Origin of the sequence: Schaalia sp. ZJ405 (assembly GCF_011038885.2) — a bacterium.
Taxonomy (GTDB): Bacteria; Actinomycetota; Actinomycetes; order Actinomycetales; family Actinomycetaceae; genus Pauljensenia.
Window position 1 is genome coordinate 72,597 of record NZ_CP064952.1, and the last position, 25,280, is coordinate 97,876.

The following is a 25,280-nucleotide window of genomic DNA, read 5'->3' on the forward strand; positions in this document are numbered from 1 at the left end:
TCCTCCAGAATCGACCTGCGGCTGCACACATTTCACGTTGCTGGGAGCTGCGCGGGCGTGGTTTCTTTCGCGTGAGTGACCCCGTTGTCAATCATTGACGAGGACGAGTCCGGCCTGGGAACCCGTTTGCGACCCACGTCAGTGCGGTGACGGATGGACGAGGACGAGCCCGGCCTGTTGACCCGACTACATTTAAGCGGGTCGGGCATGGATCGTGCCCGCGTTCGTCGCCGGAACCGGCGATCGGCCTGTTGCCCGAAAGGAATTGCCATGACACTGCCGTCCGAAAAACTTGCTGAGCTGGGAGTGGAGCTTCCCGAGGTCGTTGCGCCCGTGGCTGCGTATGTTCCCGCGGTTCTTGACCGCGGTGTTGTACGGACTTCTGGGCAGATCCCCGTTGTCGGCGGTGAAGTCGTCTGTATCGGTGCTGTGGGCGAGGACGGAGCCGACCCCGATGACGCCAAAGATGCCGCGCGGATCTGCGCTCTCAATGCTCTTGCGGCTGCGGCTGATGTGGCAGGTGGGATTGACCGCTTGGCCGGCGTTGTCAAGGTTGTGGGATTCGTTGCTTCGCGTCCCAACTTCTATGGACAGGCCGGCGTCATCAACGGAGCATCGGAGCTATTCGGGGAGATTTTTGGCACCTCGCATGCGCGTTCAGCGGTGGGTGTTGCCGCCCTCCCCCTCAATTGTTCCGTCGAGGTCGAGGTCGAGTTCGCCCTCCGCGAGAACTGAAAGACTGCGCCGGGCACGTGAAAGACTGCGTCGACACGACCCTCGTTGGTGTACCGGGTAGCCTGTGCGCTCTGGCCGCGAACCGCGTTCCGCCGTACACTGGTCGGGTACCCCCACCGGGTATCTTCTGACGATATTTTCAGTTGCTCATCCGACCGCAATCGAAGGACACGATCATGGTTGACACTCTTCCCGAAGCTGCTCCCAACGGCGATCACCAGACGTTTAAGCTCGTCGACGCTCATGCGACGACCTCGGCATCGGGTGGCGGATGTGGCTGTGGCGGACACGGGCACGGTGAGGCCGAGGGTCACGGAAACGGTGGCGGTTGCGGCTGCGGTGGACACGGGAAGGGTCATGGACACGGCGGTGGCTGCGGTTGCGGCGGTCACGGTAAGGGCCACGGCCACGGACACGGACATGCCGATGCCCATCCCAGCGAAACCGAGGTCGAGGAACTGGTGGTCCACTCCCTCCCGCGGATCATCCGACGCGCCCTGCTCTTTGCCGCGGTTGATCAGCTGCCCGTGGGCGAAAACCTCGTGATCCGTACCCCGCATCAGCCCGATCCGCTATTTGAGCATCTCCAGCAGTCCGAATCGCACTACCGTGTTGAGACTCTGGAAGCCGGCCCCGAGGCGTGGCGTTACCGCATCACTCGCGTATCCTGATCCAGCTCGCCAGCAAGATTGCTAGGAGGCATGTGTTGATCGGGGAAACTTCCCGAAGCACTCGCCCAAGCCGAACTCACCGTTTACCGTTGATATATGGAAACCTACGAAGCTGAAGATGCCCAGGTAGAAACCGATGTCGACCGCGTTGAAGCTGACGTTGTCGTCGCCGCCACACAGGAAGCAGTGTGGGCGGTGGTCTCTGAACCCGGGTGGTGGATGAATGACGGGCCGCTTGACGATCACGAGGTTGAGCGTGACGAAGACGGGGTTTACCACGTCGAGGATCCCGACGCCGGTGAGTGGCTGGTTGAACGTGAGGACGAGGACCCGATGGACATGATTTCATTCCGCTGGGATCCGCGAGCCTCCGATGAACTGGATTCGGATCAGTGCACGCGCATTGAGATTTCCCTGTCCGAAGAAGACGGCGGAACCGCAGTTCACATCGAAGAGTCCGGCATTTCGACCTTGGATTCAGACGAGGCTGTGGTCCGTCAGATCTGGGAAAACGAACAGGGGATGTGGGAGGACGCCCTCGCACAGATCGCCGCTCACTTCGCCTAGAAGGTTCATCCCGAAACAGCTTCACCTCGGCGTTCACCGCTGCCAGGAGATGCTGTCTAGGAGATGATCCGCGTTTCCTCGACTTTGTCAACGTACCAGCGGTTAAAGCGCATCAGTGGGCGCCGCAGGACCAAGCCGAGCAGGAGCAGCGGTGGAATGAAGGCGAGCAGTCCGCCGATCGACCACCAGAAGTCAGCGTGGTAGATCCCCGCGATGGCCGCGCGGATCGCATCGATGGAGTGAGTCATCGGTAAGAAGGGACTGATTGCCTGGATGGGTTTGGGGAGCATGACCAGCGGATAGCTGCCGCCCGAACCGGTGATCTGAATGACGAGCATGATGACCCCGATGGCTTTGCCGATATTCCCAAAGCTCACGGTCACGGTGTACAGGAAGAAGGAATACACCAGAGCACTCACCCAGCCTGAGAGCATGAAGAGCCACGGGTGAACGGCATCGACTTCGAGGAAGAGAAGGCTGCCTCCCAGTGAGAACGTTGCCTGGAGCAGGGAAATGAGCCCGAAGATTCCGTAGTGACCGAGGAAGAGAATGTGGGCGGGCGGATCACCAAGTTCAGCGCGACGTGTCCGTGACACACTGGTTTTCAGCGTTGCGACGAGAAGGAGAGCACCGACCCACAGTGGGACGAAAGTGTAGAAGGGTGCCATCTGTGATCCAAAGTGGTCGACCGCAAAAACTCGATGCGCGGTGACGGTTACGGGAGCCGCGAGGGTTGCAGCAAAAACAGCGGAGTCACGTCCGAGGATGTCGCGGAGCATGTCAACGTCTCCGGAAGAAAGCGCCTCAGATAGGCGCGAATGGAAGGTATTGAGGTTGTCGCCTGTGTCGCGCAGGTTCTTCGCGGCCTCGTGCAAGGCGGATTCGATGTCATCGAGCTGTTTGGCCCCCGAAGTCCCGTTGCTCGTCACCGTTGAGAAAGCGGAGCGCAGGTCGCCAGCTGCCTCAGACAGGGTGGAGGCAGCTGACCCGGTGTTTGAGCGAACGGAGTCCAGCGCGGGAGAGACAGTCGATGAAAAATCGGAACGGATTGCCTCAATCGCGTTCTTTGCCTGCGTTGCGAGGTCAGCAATGTCCTTGCGGTCTGAGTCGGATACCTCGACTTTTGCGTCGATACTGTCTGCCTGGTCGCTCAGCTTGGACTTCAGGGCGTCGAGGCTGGAATGGGCGGCATTGGTGGAATTGATGAGGTGATTGAGTGATCGAACAGCGTTGGCAATCGCGGGGTGCGCACCCGTTGGGTCGGATGCCGAGAGGGAATCCCGCACCGATGTGAGATGGTCGGTGAGTTGGTCGATGTGTGTGGCTTGGGTGTTGATTGTGACGCTGAGGTCACGAAGGGTCCGGGCAGTGTCGGTGGCGGTCGCTGAGGCACCTCCAACGAGGTCGTCAACTTTCGTCGCAACGGAGGAATATCCGTTTGCCGCCTGATCGAGGGCGGTTGATAGTGCCGTCGATGACAGGGAAATTGCCGAGGACACGTCGGATACTCCGGCGGCTGCATTGGCGAGAGTGTCGCGCGCATCCGAGGCCGTGCTCCGCGTTGACGCCAGCAGTTTGGCGGAGGAATCCATGAGCGTTCCCGATGAGTCGAGGATGACGGCGTATGAGTCAAGAAGCGTTGCAGAATTCCCCAATGAGTATGCGAAATCGGTGAGTTTCGCATCAAATGCTAATAGGCGCTGCTGGGTTTCGGGGGTGTCGATCGAGGCGGCCAGCTGGGATCCGATGTCAAGCGCCGTCTCCGCCAGAGTCTGCGAGAACACCTGGTTGATCTCGGCCGATACCGTGTCCGCGCCCTGTCCGGTGATCTTCGGCGTCAGCGCATTTTTCTTTTCGTTGTTGTAGTACGTCAGCGTTGCCTGCGTGGACCGGGTGAAGAATGTGAGCATATCTTCAGAGAATTGCTCGGGGATAACAACCGCGGCGTAGTATTTCCCGGATTTTGTTCCTTCGATGGCTTCCTCGGTCGTGGTGAACGCCCAGTCGAGCTGGCTATTTGCTCGCAGGGTGTTGATGACTTGGTCACCGATGTTGACGGTGATGGGAACCAGGTCTGATCGGTAGCCCACGTCGTCGTTAGCGACCGCGAACTTCAGGTTCCCCGTCCGAGCGAAGGGATCCCAGTTCGCGATGACGTTGAACCATGTGAAGATTCCGGGGATGACGACGAGTCCGATGACGATGATGACGGATACCGTGTTCATTGTCATCCGTCGGATATCGGAAACACACAGTGCCCACAGTGTTTTCATCGGGTGACCTCCGCCGTTTCATCGTCGTCGGTTGCGTGCGCGGCATCGCTGGTGTCTTTGGCGTCGTCGTCCTCGTCACTGTTGTCGGCGGGCGGGACGGGTGCGTCCGTCGCGGAGATTCTCAGGGGACGAGGACGAGGGCGCGTCCTACGTGCTCGGCGGAGTCGCCGTCCACGCAGGACACTGTGGATTTCTTCCTCAGTGAGGTTCCCCAATTCGCATTGGCGTTCAAGGGAGTCCTTGACGTATTCAACAACGATGAGGAAACCAATGATCAGCAGGAGCCACATGAGCCATGTGGCGAGAGTGGCAACCTGGGCGTCGGGTGTCAGGGAGAACGCGAGGACGAGAAGAGTGGGAACAGCGAGACCGGCGATGAGGGCACCGCGGATGAGTTTCGGATACCAGTGGGTGAAACGTTGGGCGCGTTCGGTGATGTGCTCCCGGTAGGCATCTTGGTCGGTGAATGCGGAAAGGATCTGGGGGATCGAGAATCGACGATCCGGAAGGTGGATGTCTTCACCGAGGACCATGCCGGATTCGGCGATTTGTCGGGAGAACATGCGGTTGAGATTCGTCAAGGACGGGCGGATCACCAGTCCGATGATGAATGACGCCAGCGCGAAGATCATCATGCCAAGGGTCATGTGTAGCCACTCGTTACCGTAGAAACCGGCGATGGTTTCACGCATTGCGCGGATCGAATACGTGAATGGAACGATCGGTTCGATCAGTGAGAAGAACGGCGGGAGCATTTCCGTTGGGTAGATCCCGGATGCCCCCGGAACCTGAACCATGATGAGAGCGAGGCACAGTCCTTTGCCGACGTGCTGGAACGTTGTTGACAGGGCAAAAATCACCGACAGGTCAACGAATGACGTGACGACACATGTGGCGAGGAATCCGAGGAAGGACACCATTTGCACGCCAATGATGAGGTTGCCGACGGCCACAACAATTGCCTGGATCGTTGCGAAGATCGCGAGCAAGGTGAAACGAGCCAGGTACTTCTGACTTGTGGTGACCTCTAGGCTCTCGAGGCCGTCGTCGTCGACCTCGACCCTGAGCATGACGACCAGCATGAATGCGCCAACCCACAAAGAGATCGTGGTGAACAGGGGAGCCATTCCTGAACCGTAGGAGTCAACGGGGAAGATGTTTTCTGTTTCTAAGACGGTTGGTGATGCCATGAATCGGGCAATGGATTCGGTGTTGAGGGAATCTTTCCCACCTGTGAGCTCCGCTAAGACGCTGGATGTATGCAATGCGGAAATATCCGTCGACATGTGCGACAGCTGTGATTGAAGAGATTGAAGACCGTTGTCCGTAGCTGTCACCGAGCGATGCGCTGCGGAGGTCACGGAGTCGATCTGGTCGAGGACGAGGCGTGCCTGCGCGATGAGGGACTGTTGGCCCGAGGTGATCCCCGCAAGTGTGCCTGCACTGGTTGACAGAGATGTCAGACCGGACGTCATCTGGGGGATCGCCTGGGAGTTGACCGACGAGCGGGCCGTGGAGAGCCACTGGAACGCGGAAGTATTTGCCGTCAGAAGTGATTCTGATGTTTCCGAGGCCGCGTCAATTGTTGACTGGAGATCTGAGTGGATGTCTGACAGTGATCCCAGGGTTGTTCCCAGTGCAGCCGTTGTTTCTTCAAGCTCGGTGACTGCCGAGTTCAACGACGACAGGTCATGACCGGGGAGAGTGTTCGCCGAGTCAGTGAGGTCTTTGAGGTCGTCAAGGACCTGCGTGAGATCGGAGTTAATGGAGGTCAGGGATGACACGGCAGCGGATGTGTAACCGTTGGCCGAACTCAGCGCCGATGTGATGCCGTCAACGGATGAGTGTGCCCGCATGTTCATTCGTGTGAGCGTCTGGGAGCTGGTGTCCAGCTGCGTTGATGCCTTCGCTGAGAAGTCCGAGAGGGCACGTGAAGCATCGTCCATCAGATCACCGGTTGTTGCCAGTGCAGTGGATGCGTCGTTAGCTGCGACCTCGATGCTGTTGAGAGCTGCACGCGTGTCATCGGCGGCCTGGGAAATGTTGTCGAGCGTGTCGATCAGCGTGTCCCCGCTATTCCGGATCTTCGTGACTGCGTCGAGGGATTGCGTGAGTTGATCCAGTGCCTTCGTGGTGAATTGATCCGCAAAGTCGTCGATCGTGTGGGCACCGGAGTTCGTGGCCTGTGCGATGACCGATGCGGCGGTGGAGACGAATGTGTCGTTGATCTGCCGGTCAAGTGTGGTCATTCCGGCGTTGGTGATCTTCGGAGTCAGGGCGTTGGCTTTTTCGTTGACGTAGAAGTCCAGTGTGGGTCGTGGCTGGTCGCCGTCAATAACACCGATGAGTCGTGCCGAAAAGTTCGTGGGGATGATGATCGCGGCGTAGCTTCGACCGGAGTACACATTGTCCATCGCGTCGCTGCGCTTCGTGAACTGCCAGTTGAGCTGGTGGTTTGCCCGTAGCTGGGCAACAATTTTCTCACCGGCGTCAAGGTCGCCGACAGTGTCGGAGGATGCCCCACGATCCTCGTTGACAACGTCAACGGTGATGCTTGCCGTATTGCCGTAGGGGTCCCACAGGCCGTAGATGTTGAACCATGCATACAGCGGGGGCAGAGCGATGATGCCGAAAATGATGACCCAGGCGGCAGGTACGCGCAGAATCCGGCGGATGTCGCGCGTGAGTATGTGTCGAACGCTGCTCATGGGCACCTCGAAGATGACGATGATGACCTTGCCAGGGTAGTCCTGGTGCAGTCCGAGGGCATCACGATGAGGAGAGTCTCTCAATTCTTTGTGCTCGGACAATGACGGGGGTAGCGTGAAATAGCCGTGGAATAACGGGAGAGACAATGACATCGGACAATAAAACACCGCCGAGTTGCGCAGATGCGAGGAAACTCACGGAGGGAACATCTGCTCAGGTGGGACACGCCCCCAACCTTCAGCGCAGCCTTGAGAACCGTCATATTCAGCTCATCGCCGTCGGCGGAGCAATCGGTACCGGCCTGTTCATGGGATCGGGGAAGACCATCGCTATTTCGGGTCCGTCGATTCTCCTGGTGTACATGATCATCGGTGCTGTCCTCTTCCTTTTCATGCGCGCAATGGGTGAGTTGCTCCTCTCCGACCGTCGCTACACAACGTTCGCCGATATTACGCGCGACCTCATTGGCCCGTGGGCGGGATTCGTCACCGGGTGGACATACTGGACATGCTGGGTGGTCACCGGCGTTGCCGACATGATCGCGATCACCGGATACATTCGCTACTGGTGGCCAGGCACTCCCGCGTGGATCCCCATCGTTGCGATGACCGTTCTCCTCTTCACACTCAACGCGATGACTGTGGCGGCATTCGGTGAGACAGAATTCTGGTTCGCTCTGATTAAGATCGTTGCGATCCTCGCCCTCGTTGTCGTGGGAATCGGCATGGTCGTCCTGGCGGTCCCCACCGCTGGCGGTGAAACTGCTGCCGTGTCTCACCTGTGGAATCGAGGAGGATTCTTCCCCACGGGGTTGAGCGGATTCCTCGGGGGTTTCCAGATCGCAATTTTCGCCTTTGTGGGTGTTGAACTTGTGGGCACGACCGTTGCGGAAACCTCGGACCCGGACAAGACCCTGCCTAAAGCCATCAACTCCATTCCGATCCGCATCATGATTTTCTATGTCGCAGCCCTGGCAGCGATCATGATGGTGACACCGTGGAATGAGGTTGACCCGAACACCTCGCCGTTCGTCACGATGTTTTCTTTCACCGGCCTGGGAGCCGCAGCAACCGTCGTGAATTTTGTTGTTCTCACCTCGGCTGCGTCCTCGGCGAACTCGGGAATCTACTCAACGTCTCGGATGCTTTTCAGTCTCGCGGGGCGAGGCGACGCTCCCGGAGTGTTCAACCGCCTGTCGCGTCACCATGTGCCGCGCAACGCCCTGTTCCTGTCGTGCGTGTTCCTCCTGTCGGGCATCATCATCATGGAATTTGGTGAGTCACTGTCGGACGCGTTTACTTTGGTGACGTCCATGTCGGCGACCCTGTTCATGGGTGTGTGGGTGATGATTACCGTTTCCTACCTGATCTATGTGAAAAAACGGCCACACCTGCACAAAGAGTCAACATTCCGCGCACCCGGAGGCGTGGTGAGCGCGTGGGTTGTCCTCGTGTTTATGGGACTGATGGTGGTTGTCCTGTCGCTTCGTTCGGATACGAGGACGGGGCTGCTGGCTTCCATTGGGTGGTGCGTGTTCATCACCGTCGCGTCTCTTATTCATCGTCATCGTTCATTGGCGAGGGCGAGGGCGAAGGCTTACTCCGTGTCCGCTTCACGAACGAGAGGCATAGGGGAAGCAGAGTCGTCCTCGTCAATGCAGCATGACAACGATGGGAAGAACGTCACCGACGGGGTAGACTGACTGCCGTGCCACGGGAACCCGAACGTTTTTTGGGTTGAGAGGGGAGCCGGATGCTCCCGACCGTCGAACCTGAACCGGTTAATGCCGGCGTAGGAAGGCTCTTCACTCGTGCACGCCGCGGAGTACGAGAGGAGAACCCCGGCATGGCCGACACAACACCGCACCCATCAGTCCCCCGAGTTCACGCACATGAGGCAAGCGCTGGGCGAAAGCCCGACAATCCTGGGCACGCAGGTGAGGGGCCGGAACATTCCACGCAACCGTCGCTTAAGTGGCGCGTTGTCGATATTGTCACCGCAGCCGTCCTGGGAGTGACCTGCGCTGTCATCATTTTCGTCTGGAACCAGATCTACGGACTCGGCGGAGGCGTCATCGGTGCGGCACTGCCTGGCCTTGAGGGAGTGTTCCTCGGTGGCTGGCTGCTCGGTGGAACCCTGGGGGCGCTGATCATCCGTAAACCCGGTGCCGCCCTCTTTGTCGAGGTCGTTGCCGCAGCTCTTGAGGCAGCGATCGGCTCGCAATTCGGGCCGACGGTTGTGCTGTCGGGCCTTGCTCAGGGATTCGGCGTGGAAATTGTCTTCGCGATTCTCCTGTATCGCCGCTACACCGCACTGACGGCCACACTGTCAGGGGCAGTGTCGGGCCTGTGTGCCTGGGGCCTGGAACTGTTTATGTACGCCTACATTGAAAAAGGTCCGGCTTTTATTTTCACCTACCTCGTGTGCTGCGTGATCTCGGGTGCCCTGCTTGCGGGTCTTGGAGGTTGGGCGGTGACTCGAGGCCTTGCACGCACCGGTGCGCTTGACCGCTTCGCCGCAGGACGCGAGGTTCGCACGCGTGTCTGAGGCTTCGCATGACACGACGCCCACGACTACCGGTGAACACACTGTGGAAACAGTGGGATCGCGCGATCCTCATGCCGTGGGCGCGTCACGTTCGGTCGGCGATACGTCGGGTGCTCGAGCCTCGTCCTCGTCCCCTTGCGAGGTGGAACTTCACGGCTGGGGATGGCGGCACGGTGGCCGAAAAGCATGGGCGATAGAGTCCGTTGACCTGCACATAAGGCCGGGTGAACGCGTCCTGATTCTCGGGCCTTCAGGGTCGGGAAAGTCGACGCTCATGGCCGGACTTGCGGGGCTTCTCGGTGGTGACGACCAGGGGGATAGCCGCGGGACTCTGAGAATTGACGGACACGTCCCCGAGAAACTCCGTGGACGCATCGGCCTTGTCATGCAGGACCCCGAGGCTCAGGTTGTTCTTGAGCGCGTCGGCGACGACGTGGCTTTCGGTATGGAAAACCTGGGGGTGGCGCGCGAGAACATCTGGCCGCGGGTTTCTCGGGCGCTCTCGGACGTCGATCTGCGTGTTTCACAGCGACGCGCAACGGCGAAACTCTCGGGAGGGCAAAAGCAACGGCTTGCTTTGGCGTCCGTTGTGGCGATGGAACCCGGACTGTTGCTCCTTGATGAACCAACTGCGAATCTCGATCCGCAGGGCACTGCGGACGTGCGGGCCACGGTGGAAGGGGTGCTCGACTCCACGGGCGCCACCCTCGTTGTCATCGAACATCGCGTAGACGTGTGGGCCAGCCTCGTTGATCGCGTTGTTGTCTTGCTTGACGGGCAGATCCGTGCAGATGGGCCGCTTGATCGGGTGCTCGCCGATCACGGGGAGGAATTGCGTTCTCGTGGAATCTGGCTTCCCGGAGACAACGTCGCCCTCGCCGCGCGCAGAACCGGTGGAGGCGAGGTCGATGGGGGTGGGCCTGCGGGTGACCCGATTCTTCGCCTCACGGATGTCACCGTTGGATACTCACCGGAACAACCGGTCCGATGCGGCATCACACTGGATATCCCGCGCGGCCGTGCGACGTGCATCACCGGGGTCAATGGAACAGGGAAAACAACGCTCGCCTTGACGATCGCCGGGTTGCTTGATCAGCTTTCCGGCAGTGTCACGATGGCTCCTGCGGCCGGAATTCCCGAGGGCGTGGGACCGGATCCGCATGAGTGGACCTCGCGTCAGCTGTTGGGGCGTATCTCGATGGTCTTCCAAGAGCCCGAATATCAGTTCCTCAGTCGCACTGTGCGTGAGGAACTTGAGGTCGGGCCGCGTCAGGCTGGAATCACCGGGGAACGGCTTGATGCTCTTGTTGATGAGTATCTTGATGCGTTGCGGCTCTCAGCGCTCGCCGGGGCTCATCCGATGACTTTGTCCGGAGGGGAAAAACGTCGACTGTCGGTGGCAACGGCCCTCATTAGTGCGCCTGAGCTGCTGATTCTTGACGAGCCAACTTTCGGTCAAGACCGGTTGACGTGGATCGAACTTGTGCGGCTGCTGCGTCGGGTGCGGTCAAATGGGACCACTCTGGTTGCGATTACCCATGACGCTGCGTTCATTGAGGCGATGGATGATCACGTTGTTGACCTTGCCGAGGTTGGTGACGCAGCTGCCAGCGTTGATGAACCTGCCGGCGCCGACGCCCTTACCGGCACCGATGCCCCGACCATCGCCAATGAACCCGCTGAGAAGCGACGTGACGCCCAGTCCACGTCCTCGCGGATAACACCCGTTGACCGCGTCAACCCGGTCACCCAGTTCTTCGCCCTTTTCGTCATCGCGCTCCCCCTGCTGGCCGCGGTTGATCCAACGACGGCGCTCGTTGCCGTGGGCGTGGAAATCCTCCTCGTACCACTGGTGAGGATCCCACTGAAAACACTGCTGATCCGGATGATTCCGCTCATCATGGCGGCACCGTTGGTCGCACTGTCGATGCTGCTGTACGGAAAGGCCGGTGGCGAGATCTACTGGAGTCTAGGGCCGGCCGTGATTTCCCAACGATCCATCAGTTTGGCTATTGCCATGTTTCTGCGGATCTTCGCAATGGGGATTCCTGCGCTCACCCTGATGCCACGGATTGACCCAACGAACATGGCCGATGGCCTTGGACAGGTCCTTCGACTCCCCGCCCGTCCTGTCATTGCCACGCTTGCGGCTGCGCGAATGACGGGACTGATGTTCACCGACTGGAAGGCACTTGAACAGGCCCGACGGATCCGCGGCGTGGGCGACTCACGAAAGGTCCGGGGTTTTCTCTCCGGCGCATTCTCGCTGCTGGTGTTTGCGCTGCGTCGCTCGGCGAAACTGTCAATGACAATGGAAGCACGAGGGTTTGGCGCATCTGGTCGTCGAACCTGGGCGCGAGAATCACGTGTCGGATGGCCGGACGCGATTTTCCTTCTCATCGCGATTCTCATCCCGGCTTTCGCTGTGGTGATGTCGATGATGCTGGGGCATTTCGAGCCACTCATCGGGTAAAGAAGTGCTCCCCACGAGGTGAACTGAGTGAATCAGTGGCCTACTCGTGGGGAGCATTCGTACATGTGTTCAACGTTTCTCGCTCAGCATCAGTGAGTCAATGACAAACCGTGTGCGTGGCGTATCCGCGTTGTTGAGCGCGGGGTCAGCGTGCGCGTCGAGCCAGTCGATCGACGTCAAGCAGCGTGACCGCGCGGCCTTCGAGACGGATCCATCCGCGGGACACGAAATCCGCGAGGGACTTGTTGACGGTTTCACGCGATGCGCCAACGAGCTGCGCAAGTTCCTCCTGCGTCAGGTCGTGAGGGACGTGCACCCCCTTGTCGGTTGCGTTGCCGAAACGATCAGCGAGGTCGAGAAGCGCCTTGGCAACGCGACCGGGAACGTCGGAGAAAACGAGGTCCGAAAGGGATTCGTTGGTGCGACGCAGTCGCTGTGCGAGTGCCTTCAGCATGTGCTTGGCAAGCGTCGGGTTGGAATCGAGGATCTCCATGAGATCCTCGTGTTCGAGGAAGAGCAGCGAGGCCGGGGAAACGGCGGTAGCTGTTGTTGAACGGGGACCCGGATCAAAGAGGGTGAGTTCACCGATGATTTCGCCGGGGCCGAGGACGGCGAGCAGTGATTCGCGTCCGTCGTTTGATGTGTGTCCGAGCTTGATCTTGCCTTCGGTGACGATGTACAGGCGGTCACCGAGATCGCCCTCGTCAAAGAGGGTTTCACCGCGTCGAAGCGAGGTGTGTCCCATTTTCTGTTGTAGTGAAACCTGCTGGGATTCATCCAAGCCACCGAACAGTGGGACCTGGCTGATGAAGTTAGCATCACCGTTCATATGGTGGAGCTCCATTCTGGTCATTCCCGCTGAAAGTGAGCGGGCCTCATCTGGCACCGTCACGGCGCGTTGGCCTAAGGTTCGGCCCCGCATACCGTGAATCACATCCATTATGCCTCTATTAGTCGTGATCTTGCTCATTCTCGGGGTATTCCGCACGAATTCCCACGAATTTTCCTCAGCGCAGTCCGGCCTGCTTTTCGGCACGTCGGCGTTCACGACGTGTGAAGTATGCGCCCACGGGGTTGACCTTTTCGACCTCGGCCCGCAGAACCTCTTCGCTGCGTCCAACGCGACGCGCTGAATGGGACACGTATCCAAGGCCGATGAGGGCGATCCCGAGGAAAAGCATTCGCCCGGAGTAGCCGGAGGCCTGGAGGTGGTGAGCGATGTTCCCGGTGAAACTTGATGCCGCAAACATCCGCGTCAGCAACGGATTGAGGGTTGTCGCGGTGAGAGCGGGGATAACGATCCACGGGATGCCCGCGATTGTCCACAGGACACCGCTGATCCACGCGCCCAGTGAGGAACGTCGGCCGAGCACGAAGAGGAGGAGCACGACGACAAGCGCGCCAACGAGTTCACCCAGGGCAAGGAAGTTCAACGCGCCGGTGTTCATGGGGGAGTTGTCCAGCAGCGTCATTCGCGCTCCGGCATCTCCGAGGAGGTACCACGCAACGGGGCTGAGCAGGAGGAACGCGAAGAAACTCAGCCAGTGAGCCCCTGCCCGCGAGGGAACTTCGGCAACAACGGTTGCGCCGGAGAAGATCGCGTCGTCAAGTGACCCGGGTGTCGACTGAAGAATTGCGCGTTCTTGGGCGCCATCACGCGGCTTCCACGCCGCTTCTTGCGTCTCTTCGATGTCGTCGGCTGCGGTCATCAGGGACCGGCGGCGGATTGTTGTGTCTTCGGGGTGCGCGGTCTGCGCAGAGGTGTCGTGGGCGTCGTTAGTCAGTCCAGGAGCTGCGCCAGTGTGTGCCGTTTCAGTATTGTCGGGCTCAGTGGTGGGTTCTGGCGTAGAGTCTTCCGTCGTGTCTGCCCACAGCAGTGAGGGATGCTTTGTGGATGGTGCGGTTGTGTCATCCGATTGCAGCGTTTGAGGGGACGAGGACGCATCGGCGTTGGGCAGGATTTCCGGTGCATCCGTGGAATCTGCATCTGAGTCGTCGGATTCGCTGATCACGGGGATCGTTGTTGTGTGAGCGCCAATCGTCACGGGTTCGATCTGTGAGGTTTTGAGCGTGTGCGCCTCCCCGACGATGTCTTCAACGTCGGTTTCCTCTCCGGGCAGTTCAACCTCTTCGCCGGTGAGGACGCGTGTGCGGTCCCTGGCCGCTGCCCACATCTGCGTGGACGCAGGGCTCTCAGTGTCTTCCGATGGTTGCGCAGGTGTTTGCGCATCGCTGGCCATTGACGAGGACGAGGCCGCATCTTCGGGTGTGTGCTCGGCTTCATCGAGGGCATCGTCGGCGGGTTCGCGCGGCGTCTCTTCTCCCGTCTGCGCACCTTCCTCCAGATGTGAGTCGGTGTCGGTGTGAGGCTCGGGAGTGGTTTCGGCGACGGCATCCTCGGTGGGCGTGGAAAGGTCGTCGGTGTTCTGGGTGTCCGGTGACGCGTTGCGGTCGTCGAATTCGTGATCTGACATGCTCATCCTCCTGCTTGTGGCCACACGATAGTTGGTGAAGATGAGTAGGTGGCTCTTTTCCTCCGGCAGGCCTTGAATCTGAGAACTATGTCGCAGGTGTACTGGGTGAATGATCGTCGGGCGCATGCCGGTGCGTGAGGGATTCTCATGTGTCTGAGGAGGTAGGGAGATGTTCCTGCGGAGTCGATGTGTTCTGAGGGACAGTCGGCGTGCGGGCGTGTGTGTTCCCCGTTGTGGGAGAAGCCGCCTCGTCCTCGTTCGCAGTGGACGGGTGATGTGGGGCGACCGGGCTTAGGGGGCCACCCGCCTGGCCCTCATGTGGAGCGAACTCGGCGCCGGTGTCGAGAGGAGACTCAACGACGTCAGTTTTACGCGCCCAATAGACGCCGATTGTTGTTGTTGTCAGGACGAGACCGAGCGAAGCAGCTACGGGAGCTGCCAGAGCGATCTGCGTGAGTGTTGACGCTCCCGGGGTGACAACGCGACCCGTGAGGGATGCCCAGAGGGGTTCAAGAAGGTAGGACGGGAGGATCAGCACAGCCCATCCGGCGAACTGAGGTCCGGTCAGTGACCAATGGGTGACGAATGCTGTGATAGCGAGCAGTAGTCCAACGATGAGCCCGGCGAAGGGTCTGAGGGTGTAGCCAAAAAGGATGCCGGCGAGCCCTGACGCCCCGACTTGAGACGAATCTGCGGGTGCCATGTCGATGAGGATGAGGAGCACGCTCGCGCAGGCGGGGAGCGAGATCGATGCGGCCCATGCGTGACGATGGGACGAGGGGACGAGGCGCTGGGTCTGATCGAGGGATGGTGAAGGGCGGACAAGCGTGAGAGACGCGGTTGCCCCAGCTGTGATGAGGGTGACGCACACGGGGTAGAAGTTCCACAGCATCGCGGCGTTCATGTCCGCCGGTCCCATTCGTGAGGCCATGAGAACGGGAACTGAGAGAAAACCGGAGAGTTGAAGTAAGCCGATGGGGATTGACATCAGGCATGTCACGGCCATGCCGGCTGCGGAAATATCGCAGTTGATGGACACCAGGGCAAGGAGGGACGACGACAATGCCACACCGATCATGCCTTCAACGGACGCCAGAGGTTGCCCCATTGCTGTCTGCGTCTGAATGTCAGCCATTGATGACCCCATGAGGATCAATGCGATGGGCGCGAACACCAGCGCAAAAATCCCCGAGCGGAATCGTGGAGTCTGAATGAAAGCGCTTTTCGTCATATGTACAGAGTGCCACAGCTCCTCTCATCTGCCGTAGGCATCGCCACTCCCTGTGGAAAACTTTCAGCGGGAAAGGTGACTGAGCCAGGACGCATCTTGGCGAGTGAGGCCCTAGGCTGTGAGTCGTGGCAATTGACGCTGTGGTGAACCCTGACCTGAATGTCCTGCGAGCCGCCTCCCAGCGAAAGGACGTGCGCGAGGCGATCGACAAAGCCCACGTCAAGCTCGCCGAATTGCGGTTCCACGAGGGGCTTCGTCGGCGATGGGAAGAAGCCCGAGCCGAAGCTGGCGTGCGGGAAGCAACCGCGTTGGCAATGTGCGAGGGCATCCGCATCACCGTTGACGATCTTCGCCTGCTATCAATGACACCGAACGGAGAATCCCCTGATCACGTGGCCGATGAAAACGGCATGACAGAAGGTGAACGACAGGGGTCCCGACACCTCGATCCTGCGCACGCACTGGCCGTAGGGATTTGGCGGTCTCAATGGAACCTTGCCTCGTCGTTCGACCCGATGAACACCCGTACACCGGTACGTCGCGCGCCCCGTCCCCTTGCTGCGCTGATCGCCACCATTCATCGTGATATCACGTCAAAACTTGTGGAAGAAGGGCACGTTGATGCTCGTTTAAGCGCGATTCCTCAAGATCCGCACGCGATTTCCTACGCGATGAACCTCCTGCACGCCGACCTTTCCGCTCTCGCGTGCGCTGCGGGACTGATCGCCCACTTCCGCATCCGGGACGTTTTCACACCGGCATCCGCGGCCGTTGGGGCCGCACTTGCCCGGTGGGTGCTTGTCAGTCGCGGAATCGATCCGAGTGGGGTCGCGGTTCTCACTGCCGCCGATGCCCTCGATCAGGCTCAGGCAAGTCGCGCCCTCGCGGGATGGGTCATGGGGGACGAGGACGGACTTGCTCGCTGGCTCATCCACGTTGCGCAGTCGGTGGAATACGGATGTGACGTGGGGATTGACATTGCTCGTCATATTCAGGCCGGAAAGCTGTCTGCGTCCTCGTGACGTGAAGGTATGACCGTGAGTGCGATCGCGGCACCGAGGATGATGATCGCTGCGGCAGCTGTGGCTGTCAGTTGCATTCCGTGAGTGAATGCTTCGCGCGCGCTCTGTGCGATAGCGGCCTGCGTGGGGTCTGACATGTCGAGACTTGCTAGTGCCTGAGCCAGTGACTGACGAATTCCGGTAACGAGGTCGGGTTCTAGCGACGTGGGGATGTCGAGGGATGATCGGTAGAGCGATGCCTGGAGTGAGCCCAGAATGGCGATTCCTAGGGCGGAGCCTAACTCGTAAGCGGTCTCGGACACTCCAGAGGCTGCGCCCGCACGTTCGATAGGAGCTGAGGAGACGACCGCGTCCGTTGCTAGAGGCATCGCGACTCCCGAGCCGAAACCCAGGATGCCGATCGCACAGATCAGCAGCCACAGCGTGCCGTTCCCTTCGGCCAATGCAAGTATTCCCATTCCCAGAGCCATGAGGACGAGACCGAAGGAGACAGCTCGTCCTCGTCCCATGAATATGAGGAGGCGGGTTGCGCAAAGGTTGGCTGCGATGGAAGCCGCGGTAGCTGCGAGCTCGAAGAGACCTGCCTGAAGGGGTGTGTATCCCAATACCAACTGGAGGTATTGGGAGAAGAAGAACAGTAGACCAACCAGAGCAAAAATTGAGATCGTGACCGATAGCACTGCTCCCGTGAATGCGGGGATTCCGAAGAGAGAAACGTCGAGCAATGGGTGGGTGAGACGGCGCTGGCGTCGGATGAACATGATGCCAGCAGTGATACCGATGAGTGCGCTCACCCATGCGCTTGCGTCGAGTCCATCGTGGGCGATGTGCTTGACCGAATAGACCACAGGAATGACCGCGACGACTGACATGAGTGCTGAGAGGAGATCAATGGGGGCGGTGTGATCGCCGTAGGACTCGCGGAGAATCGGGAATGCGGCGGCGATGAGGAACATCATGATGGGGAGATTGATGAGGAATACGGACCCCCACCAGAAGTGTTCGAGCAGGAAGCCGCCAACGAGGGGACCAGCTGCGGCACCTCCGGTTGCGCCGATTGACCAGATAGCAATGGCGCGGGTGCGCATCTGTGGTTGGCGGAAGGAATCCCGAATGATTGAGAGTGTTGAGGGCATGATTGTTGCGCCGAATGCGCCTTGGAGTGCGCGCGCCGCGATGAGAATTTCTGCGGAAGGAGCGAATGCTGCAAGGGTGGAAGCGAGGGTGAAGCCTAGTGCTCCGATGAGGAGGACTTTCTTTCGGCCGAATCGATCCGCGACATTCCCCATGATGACGAGAAGCCCAGCGAGGGTGAAGGAGTAGATGTCGCCGATCCACAGGATTTCGCTTGAGGTGGGTGCCAGTTCTTGAGTGAGATGTGGGACGGCAAGAGAAAGAACGGTTCCGTCGATCGCCAGAAGCATGACTGCGACAGTTGAGACACTGACGATTCCCCAAAGATGGGCGTTCATTCGCGGAATCTGGGGTGTTGATGAATCTCCTGTGGAGGACATGACATCTACTGTACCGATCAAATGGTCGGTTAAATAGTTTTGAGTAAATGTTAATACTCACACGTACGGTTGGTTATCATGGTGGGATGACACGATCTGGCAGTCGCAACACCGAACGGACACGCACCGCAGTCCTTACCGCTACGGAACACCTGATCCTCACGAAGGGCCTGGCCTTCTCCCTGGGTGAAGTCGCCTCTGCTGCCGGCGTGTCGAAGTCCGGTCTGCTTCACCACTTTTCATCCAAAGACGATCTCGTCCTTGAAACAACTCAGAGAATCTGCCAATCCCTGCGTGAGGTGGTGCTTCGGCAGGTTGACCTGGCCGAGAATACCCCCGGAAAGCTTCTGCGAGCATACGTGCGAACCTTATGCGGAGGTGACGAGCAAGCGGCTCGGGGATGTGCGCTCTTCATGATGCTCAAGGCGTCCGTCGAGGCGGCTCCCCAGATTGAGGGTGTCCTTGCTGAGGACTCGGCCTGGTGGACGAAGAATCTCGCAGCGGACGGTATGGATCCAGATCTTCTCCACCTGGTGCTGCGCGCAACTGAAGGGTGTGCCATTGCCTATGTCTGGGGTGCGGAGACAGCTGAGGAGGCCCGGCATCTCAGGGATATTCTTCTCAAAATGTGCCCCTAGCGCCGTGGGTGCCAGGCTGCCTACGGCTCGCGCGGTCCCCCAGGGTGATAGTTGGTGAAAGTTGGTTGAGCGCGACCCGCGTCGACGCTCCTTTCAGTGGCCTCGCCTCACGGAGCGGACAACCTGTGAGAGCGCGAAAGTCAGGGCAACACCGCCGACAACACCGATGGCGGCGGCCCGGATCGACGGAATAGATTTCCCGTTCTTCGTGGGGCGCAGCCACCACGGACGCATGTGGGCGTAGTCCGTGAAGCGAAGAATCGGCCAGCCGCGTTCATCGGCGATTTTGCGCAGTTCACGATCAGGATTGACGGCGTGCGGCTCACCAACGGCTTCAAGCAGGGGAACGTCAGACACCGAGTCCGAGAATGCCGCACAATCGGACATTTCCCAGCCGTTGCGTTTGGCAAGGCGTTCGCATGAACGCGCCTTTTCTTCGGCCTGGTTATACAAGCTGAGAGTTCCGGCGAAGCGTCCGTCCTCGTCAATGTCGGCAATGGAGGCGAGGACGAAGTCAGCTCCGAGCAACCGGGCAATCGGTCGAACTAGCTGCTCAACGGAAGCGGAGGCAATGACAATTGCGTAGCCGGCGTTGCGGCGCGCATAGATTTCCTCAAGGGCTTGCGTGTAGATCACCGGGTCGATGGAGCTGCGCAGCGACTGCGTGGCAACGTCCTCAAGTTGGTGTGGGTCCATGCCTTTGGTCAGCGCACCTAGCGCTTCTGCCATGTGTTCCATCCGCTGTTCGTCTGCCCCGCCGATGAGGTACGGCAGGTGAATGAGGACGCCGATCAGTGCTTCACGTCGGCTAATGATTCCGGCGGAAACGCACGGTGAGCGCAGTGCCATCGAGGATGATGTTGCCAGGATTGTCTTATCCAAGTCGAAGAACGCAGCGCGAGTGACGCGGCGTACTGGGTGGTTCGTGGTCATCGCGGTTCCTTCTGTTGTCGATTGTCAATCGGTGGTGACACTGGGGTGCACATCGGTGATGCGGTGCGCAGCGTCGCAGCGTGCATGTTCCGTCCAGTCTTCCACAGGCTGAGGCTGAGGGGGTGACAAGCAGAATAATTCGCAGTGTCATGAGGGGATGGGAAAAATCAAGGACCCTCGTCAAAAGCCCTCGTTTCGTGGAGATGAAAGAACGAGGCAGACAACCGAAGACGCTGCGCAAGCACCGCCGTTCCTTAATGGTGGGTGCTCGCCCAAGCCATGCGCTGATATTCATGGGCTCAGCCCGCACAATCGCCAGCTTGTTGTACCGATCCTTGAACTTGTTGGACTGAAACCAGCCGAACCTGATGATTCGAATATCCGGGTGGCACTCATCGACAGTGCAGGGGCTCATGCTGGCATCCCCGGTGGCATCCCGGGCGGTGTTCCCGTTGTGCGCATCGGACCGGGCGGACACCTCCATCTTCCAGGAGAAGAGGAACAGTTGGCGCAGATCCTCGTGCATTTCGCTCAGGAACCTGTCAGTGGCCGGTGCCGCACCGTCATGGTTGCTGGCTGGCACGGAGGTGTGGGCACATCAATGCTCGCCGGATTGCTCGCACAATCGCGCGCGGCCATTCTTCTTGACGCATCGGGTGAAACCTCCGGATCGAGCACAGATCATCAGTCTCGGCGCGGTATCGCATGGGCGGACCTGAAACCCGATGAATGGATGTTCCCCTCAGATCTGGCTGAGGCCTTCCCCGTTGTCGAAGGCGTTCCTGTGCTCAGTGGCGGCGGTCGCGGCGGAGTGGATTGCGCGGACCCGAGACTGGGACATGTTCTTCGCGCGCTCACGCGTGGAACCACCGTTGTCGGTGGTGAAAAAACACGCCCGCTTTCTCGCAGAAATCCGGGAGTGAACCGTGGAAGCAGGCCGAGGGCCGCCGTCGGCCCTGCGCGCCGAATCATCATTGACGCGGGACGCTGGGACCGGGATTCGTGGACGTTTCACAAAGACAACGCTGATGTTCTTGTGCTCGTTGGTTGGGGAGACGAGGATTCGCTGCAATCCTTGGCCTCCCACAACCAGCTTTTCCCACCTCGGATTCCCTTCGTCCTCGTGCATTCACTCCGTCACCCTTTTCCGCTGATTGACACAGTGATCAACGAGGCGGTCGGCGTGGCCCCGCACCCGCACGCACGGTTACTGAGCCGATCAGGACACGCTACCGCTGTGGGTCACAGAAAATCCGACGTGCCGTGGAGAACCCGTGGACGTGTGCGGCGGCGAATGCATCGACTGTGGGACCTCATTGACGAGGCCGAATCCGGGGACAAACGGGAGGAAGAATGAGGAGACAGAGCAGGGGAACTGACGAGGACGATGCCCGGATGCTGCGAGTTCTCGCGGCGGAGAACTCCCTCGCTCATGCTGTGCACTCTCGGTCACGGCCGGGAGCTGGGCTGGCTGAGATGTCGCAGTCTTTGGTGCGTTTACGGTCGATCTCTCAAGGCCTGGGGCCGAAGATTGCGCACATTTTTACCGATCCGACTGTCACGGATGTTCTGATCAACTCCACGCAGGTGTGGGTTGATCGGGGTCGGGGACTTGAACGATCGGTAGTTGACATCGGCGATGAGCGTGACGTGAAACGCCTGGCGATCCATATGGCCGCGGCGTGCGGAAATCGTCTGGACGATGCCAGTCCGATTGTTGACGGAACGCTTCCCGGTGGGATTCGCCTCCATGCGGTCCTTCCGCCCCTGTCGTCCTCGGGAACTGTGATTTCTTTGCGCGTGTCCGGGCGAGTTGACCTGAGTATTGACCAGTTGGAACGGGCGGGAAGCTGCACACCCCGAGTTGCTCGCGTGCTTCGGGGTCTTGTTGCTCGCCGCGCTAATGTGGTGATTTCGGGGGCAACCGGGTCGGGGAAAACCACTCTTTTGTCGGCGCTTCTGGCGTTGGTTCCTGCGGATCAACGCATCCTGTGCATCGAAGAGGTCAGCGAGTTGCATCCCGTTCACCCGCACGTCGTTCACCTCTGCGAACGTCGAGCAAATGTTCAAGGTCTCGGAGCGGTCACCCTGTCCGATCTTGTCCGAGCGGCCATGCGGATGCGACCGGATCGTCTTGTACTGGGGGAATGTCGCGGACCGGAGGTGCGTGATGTCATGACGGCTCTGAACACGGGACATCAGGGCGGATGGGCAACGATTCATGCGAATAGTGCCCAGGATGTGCCCGCGCGACTCCTGGCTTTGGGGGCGCTCGCGGGAATGAGGGAATCGGAGGTGACTGCGCAGGCGGTTGCTGCTTTCAACGCGGTCGTGCACCTGGAGCGCCGTGCCCTGCGCTCGGGTGAGTCGGGTCCCGGTCGGTGGGTTGCGCAGGTGGGGGTGTTTCGGCGTGATGGTGACCGGCTCATCTGTTCGCCGGTCCTCGACGTCAGTTCCGATGGGACTGAAACCTGTGGACTTGACTGGCCACGTTTTGCCGCATTGTTCCTCTCGGAGCCGGTTCCGGGTTCCTGTAGCGAGGGGGTATTGCCGCCGTCGTCGCCCTCGTCATCGCCGGTTCCGAGTTCCTGCGGGGAGGTGGCCGATGAGCATTCTCGCTGATGCGCTGGCCCCGATATGCGCGGGAAGCACTGTCCTTGTCCTCTTCGTTATCTGCGCAGGTGACGTGGTGTTTCGTGCGCAGCGTCTGATTCGTTCCGTGCCGCGTTGCGGTAACGAGGACGAGTCGGCATCTTACGTTGAGCAGCCGGGAAAGAGAATGAGTCAGCGGGCGTATTCGTGGGGAGTCGAAGGGGCTGACTTGGCCCTCATGGTTGCTGAGGTGTCTGCACGCTTGCGGGCCGGAGCCCCTGTTACTCAGGCGTGGGCGAGGACGTGGGCTGATCGCGGTGATGGGCGGGAGTTTTCAGGCGTTGATGAGATGGGAGTACCCCACGTTGTACGTGATGATGCGAGGAAAATGCGTGCGCGCGACATCCGTGGCCCCGCGCAGGTGATTCGCTGGTGGCGAGGGCGCACATATGCGGGTCGGGCCAGGATTCGGGCAGCGAGGGGACTGGTTGCTGCATGCAGTCTGACTGGACAGTTGGGTGCGCCGCTCGCGGATGTTCTCGACGCGATTGCCGATGGTATTGACGAGTCAGAGCAGGCCGAGGAGGCTCGACGGATCGCTGGTTCGGGGCCTCGTGCGTCGGCTCGGATTCTTTCCGCTCTTCCGCTTGGTGGAATCGGAGTTGCTGTGATGTTGGGAGCCGATCCGCTGGGAATGCTCACGTCAGGAGGCCTGGGAACGGTTGGTGGATGTGTCGGTGCTGCGTGTTTCATTGCTGGTCACGTCGTGTCGCGCCGAATGTTGAGGAAAGCATTGTCTGGTGACGAGGACGTCGACCAGGCAATTCTGTGTGATCTTGCGGTGGCGGGCTTGGAGTCGGGAGCTTCCATTCCGGCAACGTGCTCGGCGATAGGTGTGGCCATCGGATCGGATGTACTGGCCAGGACAGGGAAGGAACTCACACTAGGGGTTGATTGGGAGAGGGCTTGGGAAGAATGTGTGGGACCGCAGAGGGTTCTTTATGAATCGCTTCGATCCGCGTGGAATGACGGGACTTCGCCGATTCCGCTGCTGCGTCGCGCGGCGCATCAAATCCGATGCCGTCGAATCACTCAGGCACGTACTCGCGCGGAGGAACTGGGTGTTCGTCTTGCAATGCCGCTGGCGGGTCTTCTCCTGCCTGCGTTTGTTCTTTTAGGTGTTGTGCCGTTGGTTGTGTATTTCGGTCGTGAAGGATTCGGAGGCTTCCTGTAGGAAAGGGGTTTTCGGTCCGGTAATCCACAGGTGCGGTAACGAGGCCACGTCATCCACAGGCCCACGCATTCACGTGGATTCGCGATGGTGATTCGGGGATCCTCAAAGTCCCAGAAGGTCTGGGATTGATGAGGGAGGTCATCATGCATTTCATGAATAGCGTTGTTTCACGCATCTTTGGCTGCGGCAACGGCGACATCATTCGTCGGTGTGATCGTGAATGGGGTTGCGCACGTGGTCGTGTTCGTGACGCAGAGGAAGGGTCAACAACGGTTGAGTATTCAATTGGTGTGGTTGCTGCGGCGGGATTCGCGGGGCTGCTTGTTGTCATCCTCAAGTCCGGAGCAGTCAAGGGCCTCATTGAGGGAATCATTCAGACGGCGCTCTCGCTGTGAATGATCGATCCCTGGGTTCCCCGCTTACCCGGCGGGGAACCCTCGCAACAGGGCCACGCGGTGTGCGATCTGAATCCGCAGATGTGATGCCGCTACGCCGAGTCAGTGTGGGAAACAGCTACCGCGTTGTGAAAAGAGGAAGAGAATCACTGATCGAACCAACGAGGCCCAGGCCCCGCCATTGCGCCTTCGATGAGGGAGCAGTAACGGTCGAGTTGGCAGTCGGCTTCTTCGCTGTTGTCGCGATGGTTGCACTCATCGTCTCAGTGTCTGCCATCGGGGTTACGCGATCCCATCTCTGCCATGCGGTAGGTGTGGCGGCACGTGCGGCTTCAACCGGAGACCGCGACCCGGTAGCTCAGGCTCAGCAGGCATTCTCAGTTCAGGGGAGAGGTCACGTCGTCATTGACATTCACCGCTCTAACCGGTGGGTCACGGTAAGTGGTGAAGCGCCGATTAACGGAATCACCGGACTTGTTCATCCGACGATCACCTGTGAAGTTTCAACCGTCGTGGAGTCAGGAGTTCCATGATTCGCGAAGAAGTGGAAGTGATCGGACATGACGACCAAGGGTCCGGCACGATACTTACTGTGGGAGTTGTTGCGCTCGCAACAGTCCTCGCGGGGGTGTGCCTAATCGTCGGGATGGTCCACGCACATCACTGTCGTCTTCAGGCCGTGGCGGATGTTGCAGCGCTCGCGGGAGCGGATGTTTCCGCCGTTGCTCAGTGGGAGGACGTCGGGGATCGTCCGTGCTCGGCAGCCCGTGAGGTTACTGAGGCCAATGGGCTGAGGCTCTCGTCTTGTGAGGTTGTGGCTCACGATACGCGAGTTGTCGTGGAAGATTCCGTGTTTGTGCTCGGTTGGCCTGTGTCGATTACGGGTCGGGTGCGTGCCGGTCCCAGTTCACCAACCAGTGAAGAGAATCCCGAAGTATCCGGCTGATCAGTGGTTTTGATGTCAGGAAACATCATTATTCTCAGGGAACTCTCAGGTTCGTTCAATGGTTTCTCAAGGAGAGGCTGATACCTTGAAGGTCATCAAAGGAACAGACGTAGCCGATCATCAGGATCGGCAGTCGTGAAAGGGATGCATCGGGAAGACTCGCACTGTGTTGATGGGATGCTATGAGGGGCCGGCCGTTTGGCTGGCCCCTCGTGGTTTCTGGCCTATTGGCCTAAGTCTTAGGCTCGTACGCCTATAGGCCACGCTTTGGCCAATAAGTCGTCTTCGTACGCCTATAGGGGGTTATTGGCCAAAACGTGTTGGTT

General features: G+C 59.6%; 23 protein-coding genes and 1 riboswitch. Of the genes, 14 read left to right on the forward strand and 9 right to left on the reverse strand.

Annotated features, from left to right (window positions below; all coding sequences use genetic code 11):
• Window positions 1-32: 32 nt before the first annotated feature.
• A complete protein-coding gene (locus G7Y41_RS00285; RefSeq protein ID WP_165315477.1) occupies window positions 33-272 on the reverse strand; it encodes a hypothetical protein in 240 nt (79 codons plus the stop codon).
• On the opposite strand from G7Y41_RS00285, the gene G7Y41_RS00290 reads away from it, so the two are divergent.
• The 3 genes from G7Y41_RS00290 to G7Y41_RS00300 all read left to right on the forward strand — a co-directional run bounded on the left by G7Y41_RS00290 (window position 271) and on the right by G7Y41_RS00300 (window position 1,973).
• Window positions 271-735 (forward strand): RidA family protein, encoded by a 465-nt coding sequence (locus G7Y41_RS00290; RefSeq protein WP_165315476.1) that lies wholly within the window; start codon window positions 271-273, stop codon window positions 733-735. The genes G7Y41_RS00285 and G7Y41_RS00290 overlap by 2 nt on opposite strands.
• A 176-nt stretch (window positions 736-911) precedes the next feature.
• On the forward strand, window positions 912-1,406 hold the full coding sequence (locus tag G7Y41_RS00295; protein WP_165315475.1) for a DUF2249 domain-containing protein: 495 nt from the start codon (window positions 912-914) through the stop codon (window positions 1,404-1,406).
• Between the two features lie 96 nt (window positions 1,407-1,502).
• On the forward strand, window positions 1,503-1,973 hold the full coding sequence (locus tag G7Y41_RS00300) for an SRPBCC domain-containing protein (RefSeq protein ID WP_165315474.1): 471 nt from the start codon (window positions 1,503-1,505) through the stop codon (window positions 1,971-1,973).
• 56 nt (window positions 1,974-2,029) lie between these two features.
• On the opposite strand, the gene G7Y41_RS00305 is transcribed toward G7Y41_RS00300, so the two are convergent.
• Together G7Y41_RS00305 and G7Y41_RS00310 are read right to left on the reverse strand one after the other, a co-directional pair.
• Window positions 2,030-4,246: a YhgE/Pip domain-containing protein gene (locus G7Y41_RS00305; RefSeq protein WP_165315473.1), complete on the reverse strand. Its 2,217-nt coding sequence runs from the start codon at window positions 4,244-4,246 to the stop codon at window positions 2,030-2,032.
• Window positions 4,243-7,107 carry a YhgE/Pip domain-containing protein gene (locus tag G7Y41_RS00310; protein WP_165315472.1) on the reverse strand — a complete coding sequence of 955 codons (2,865 nt, stop codon included), beginning with the start codon at window positions 7,105-7,107 and terminating at the stop codon, window positions 4,243-4,245. The genes G7Y41_RS00305 and G7Y41_RS00310 overlap by 4 nt, the downstream gene beginning before the upstream one ends.
• Here G7Y41_RS00310 and G7Y41_RS00315 point away from each other — a divergent pair.
• The 3 genes from G7Y41_RS00315 (at window position 7,101) to G7Y41_RS00325 (ending at window position 11,975) form a co-directional block, all read left to right on the forward strand.
• Entirely contained in the window at window positions 7,101-8,657 is a 1,557-nt protein-coding gene (locus G7Y41_RS00315; protein WP_165315471.1) for an amino acid permease, read from the forward strand. The genes G7Y41_RS00310 and G7Y41_RS00315 overlap by 7 nt on opposite strands.
• Window positions 8,658-8,770, forward strand: a riboswitch (TPP riboswitch).
• 30 nt (window positions 8,771-8,800) lie between these two features.
• Complete coding sequence (locus G7Y41_RS00320; protein ID WP_165315470.1) at window positions 8,801-9,502, forward strand: ECF transporter S component; 702 nt, start codon at window positions 8,801-8,803, stop codon at window positions 9,500-9,502.
• A complete protein-coding gene (locus G7Y41_RS00325; protein WP_231367308.1) occupies window positions 9,495-11,975 on the forward strand; it encodes an ATP-binding cassette domain-containing protein in 2,481 nt (826 codons plus the stop codon). Before G7Y41_RS00320 ends, G7Y41_RS00325 begins: the two co-directional genes overlap by 8 nt.
• 145 nt (window positions 11,976-12,120) lie before the next feature.
• Here the strand turns inward: G7Y41_RS00325 and G7Y41_RS00330 are convergent, their stop codons facing one another.
• The 3 genes from G7Y41_RS00330 to G7Y41_RS00340 all read right to left on the reverse strand — a co-directional run bounded on the left by G7Y41_RS00330 (window position 12,121) and on the right by G7Y41_RS00340 (window position 15,680).
• Entirely contained in the window at window positions 12,121-12,804 is a 684-nt protein-coding gene (locus tag G7Y41_RS00330; protein WP_165216843.1) for a Crp/Fnr family transcriptional regulator, read from the reverse strand.
• 178 nt (window positions 12,805-12,982) lie between these two features.
• Window positions 12,983-14,449, reverse strand: a complete 1,467-nt coding sequence (locus tag G7Y41_RS00335) for a hypothetical protein (protein ID WP_165315469.1) — start codon at window positions 14,447-14,449, stop codon at window positions 12,983-12,985.
• A 145-nt stretch (window positions 14,450-14,594) separates the two neighbouring features.
• A complete protein-coding gene (locus G7Y41_RS00340) occupies window positions 14,595-15,680 on the reverse strand; it encodes a hypothetical protein (protein ID WP_165315468.1) in 1,086 nt (361 codons plus the stop codon).
• A 125-nt stretch (window positions 15,681-15,805) separates the two neighbouring features.
• Between G7Y41_RS00340 and G7Y41_RS00345 the strand changes: the two genes are divergently transcribed.
• Window positions 15,806-16,702 carry a hypothetical protein gene (locus G7Y41_RS00345; protein ID WP_165315467.1) on the forward strand — a complete coding sequence of 299 codons (897 nt, stop codon included), beginning with the start codon at window positions 15,806-15,808 and terminating at the stop codon, window positions 16,700-16,702.
• On the opposite strand, the gene G7Y41_RS00350 is transcribed toward G7Y41_RS00345, so the two are convergent.
• On the reverse strand, window positions 16,672-18,216 hold the full coding sequence (locus tag G7Y41_RS00350) for an MFS transporter (protein WP_196819520.1): 1,545 nt from the start codon (window positions 18,214-18,216) through the stop codon (window positions 16,672-16,674). The two genes, G7Y41_RS00345 and G7Y41_RS00350, sit on opposite strands and share 31 nt — an antisense overlap.
• Window positions 18,217-18,302: 86 nt before the next feature.
• Here G7Y41_RS00350 and G7Y41_RS00355 point away from each other — a divergent pair, with 86 nt between their 5' ends.
• Window positions 18,303-18,854 carry a TetR/AcrR family transcriptional regulator gene (locus G7Y41_RS00355; RefSeq protein ID WP_165216835.1) on the forward strand — a complete coding sequence of 184 codons (552 nt, stop codon included), beginning with the start codon at window positions 18,303-18,305 and terminating at the stop codon, window positions 18,852-18,854.
• A 93-nt stretch (window positions 18,855-18,947) separates the two neighbouring features.
• On the opposite strand, the gene G7Y41_RS00360 is transcribed toward G7Y41_RS00355, so the two are convergent.
• Window positions 18,948-19,787, reverse strand: coding sequence for an HAD family hydrolase (locus G7Y41_RS00360; RefSeq protein WP_165315466.1), 840 nt, complete (start codon window positions 19,785-19,787; stop codon window positions 18,948-18,950).
• 157 nt (window positions 19,788-19,944) lie between these two features.
• Between G7Y41_RS00360 and G7Y41_RS00365 the strand changes: the two genes are divergently transcribed.
• From G7Y41_RS00365 to G7Y41_RS00380, 4 genes are all read left to right on the forward strand, one after another.
• Window positions 19,945-21,144 (forward strand): CpaE/TadZ family protein, encoded by a 1,200-nt coding sequence (locus tag G7Y41_RS00365; RefSeq protein WP_165315465.1) that lies wholly within the window; start codon window positions 19,945-19,947, stop codon window positions 21,142-21,144.
• Complete coding sequence (locus tag G7Y41_RS00370) at window positions 21,141-22,409, forward strand: TadA family conjugal transfer-associated ATPase (protein ID WP_231367309.1); 1,269 nt, start codon at window positions 21,141-21,143, stop codon at window positions 22,407-22,409. Before G7Y41_RS00365 ends, G7Y41_RS00370 begins: the two co-directional genes overlap by 4 nt.
• Window positions 22,393-23,613, forward strand: a complete 1,221-nt coding sequence (locus G7Y41_RS00375; protein ID WP_165315464.1) for a hypothetical protein — start codon at window positions 22,393-22,395, stop codon at window positions 23,611-23,613. The genes G7Y41_RS00370 and G7Y41_RS00375 overlap by 17 nt, the downstream gene beginning before the upstream one ends.
• Window positions 23,614-23,765: 152 nt before the next feature.
• Window positions 23,766-24,008: a DUF4244 domain-containing protein gene (locus G7Y41_RS00380; RefSeq protein ID WP_165217782.1), complete on the forward strand. Its 243-nt coding sequence runs from the start codon at window positions 23,766-23,768 to the stop codon at window positions 24,006-24,008.
• A gap of 118 nt (window positions 24,009-24,126) precedes the next feature.
• On the opposite strand, the gene G7Y41_RS09990 is transcribed toward G7Y41_RS00380, so the two are convergent.
• Window positions 24,127-24,267, reverse strand: coding sequence for a hypothetical protein (locus G7Y41_RS09990; protein WP_231367311.1), 141 nt, complete (start codon window positions 24,265-24,267; stop codon window positions 24,127-24,129).
• Here G7Y41_RS09990 and G7Y41_RS00385 point away from each other — a divergent pair.
• Both G7Y41_RS00385 and G7Y41_RS00390 read left to right on the forward strand, forming a co-directional pair.
• Window positions 24,254-24,541: a hypothetical protein gene (locus G7Y41_RS00385; protein WP_231367312.1), complete on the forward strand. Its 288-nt coding sequence runs from the start codon at window positions 24,254-24,256 to the stop codon at window positions 24,539-24,541. The genes G7Y41_RS09990 and G7Y41_RS00385 overlap by 14 nt on opposite strands.
• The gene (locus tag G7Y41_RS00390; RefSeq protein ID WP_165315462.1) at window positions 24,538-24,954 is read left to right on the forward strand and encodes an Rv3654c family TadE-like protein; all 417 of its coding nucleotides are present in this window, start codon (window positions 24,538-24,540) and stop codon (window positions 24,952-24,954) included. The genes G7Y41_RS00385 and G7Y41_RS00390 overlap by 4 nt, the downstream gene beginning before the upstream one ends.
• The last annotated feature ends 326 nt before the right edge of the window (window positions 24,955-25,280 follow it).

What these genes read in the sequence shown, in the direction of transcription:
- G7Y41_RS00290 (WP_165315476.1), top strand. Translation starts at nt 271, where the DNA reads ATGACACTGCCGTCCGAAAAACTTGCTGAGCTGGGAGTGGAGCTTCCC.
- G7Y41_RS00285 (WP_165315477.1), bottom strand. Translation starts at nt 272, where the DNA reads ATGGCAATTCCTTTCGGGCAACAGGCCGATCGCCGGTTCCGGCGACGA.
- G7Y41_RS00295 (WP_165315475.1), top strand. Translation starts at nt 912, where the DNA reads ATGGTTGACACTCTTCCCGAAGCTGCTCCCAACGGCGATCACCAGACG.
- G7Y41_RS00300 (WP_165315474.1), top strand. Translation starts at nt 1,503, where the DNA reads ATGGAAACCTACGAAGCTGAAGATGCCCAGGTAGAAACCGATGTCGAC.
- G7Y41_RS00305 (WP_165315473.1), bottom strand. Translation starts at nt 4,246, where the DNA reads ATGAAAACACTGTGGGCACTGTGTGTTTCCGATATCCGACGGATGACA.
- G7Y41_RS00315 (WP_165315471.1), top strand. Translation starts at nt 7,101, where the DNA reads ATGACATCGGACAATAAAACACCGCCGAGTTGCGCAGATGCGAGGAAA.
- G7Y41_RS00310 (WP_165315472.1), bottom strand. Translation starts at nt 7,107, where the DNA reads ATGTCATTGTCTCTCCCGTTATTCCACGGCTATTTCACGCTACCCCCG.
- G7Y41_RS00320 (WP_165315470.1), top strand. Translation starts at nt 8,801, where the DNA reads ATGGCCGACACAACACCGCACCCATCAGTCCCCCGAGTTCACGCACAT.
- G7Y41_RS00330 (WP_165216843.1), bottom strand. Translation starts at nt 12,804, where the DNA reads ATGAACGGTGATGCTAACTTCATCAGCCAGGTCCCACTGTTCGGTGGC.
- G7Y41_RS00335 (WP_165315469.1), bottom strand. Translation starts at nt 14,449, where the DNA reads ATGTCAGATCACGAATTCGACGACCGCAACGCGTCACCGGACACCCAG.
- G7Y41_RS00340 (WP_165315468.1), bottom strand. Translation starts at nt 15,680, where the DNA reads ATGACGAAAAGCGCTTTCATTCAGACTCCACGATTCCGCTCGGGGATT.
- G7Y41_RS00350 (WP_196819520.1), bottom strand. Translation starts at nt 18,216, where the DNA reads ATGTCCTCCACAGGAGATTCATCAACACCCCAGATTCCGCGAATGAAC.
- G7Y41_RS00355 (WP_165216835.1), top strand. Translation starts at nt 18,303, where the DNA reads ATGACACGATCTGGCAGTCGCAACACCGAACGGACACGCACCGCAGTC.
- G7Y41_RS00360 (WP_165315466.1), bottom strand. Translation starts at nt 19,787, where the DNA reads ATGACCACGAACCACCCAGTACGCCGCGTCACTCGCGCTGCGTTCTTC.
- G7Y41_RS00365 (WP_165315465.1), top strand. Translation starts at nt 19,945, where the DNA reads ATGGGAAAAATCAAGGACCCTCGTCAAAAGCCCTCGTTTCGTGGAGAT.
- G7Y41_RS00370 (WP_231367309.1), top strand. Translation starts at nt 21,141, where the DNA reads ATGAGGAGACAGAGCAGGGGAACTGACGAGGACGATGCCCGGATGCTG.
- G7Y41_RS00375 (WP_165315464.1), top strand. Translation starts at nt 22,393, where the DNA reads ATGAGCATTCTCGCTGATGCGCTGGCCCCGATATGCGCGGGAAGCACT.
- G7Y41_RS00380 (WP_165217782.1), top strand. Translation starts at nt 23,766, where the DNA reads ATGAATAGCGTTGTTTCACGCATCTTTGGCTGCGGCAACGGCGACATC.
- G7Y41_RS00385 (WP_231367312.1), top strand. Translation starts at nt 24,254, where the DNA reads ATGGTTGCACTCATCGTCTCAGTGTCTGCCATCGGGGTTACGCGATCC.
- G7Y41_RS09990 (WP_231367311.1), bottom strand. Translation starts at nt 24,267, where the DNA reads ATGAGTGCAACCATCGCGACAACAGCGAAGAAGCCGACTGCCAACTCG.
- G7Y41_RS00390 (WP_165315462.1), top strand. Translation starts at nt 24,538, where the DNA reads ATGATTCGCGAAGAAGTGGAAGTGATCGGACATGACGACCAAGGGTCC.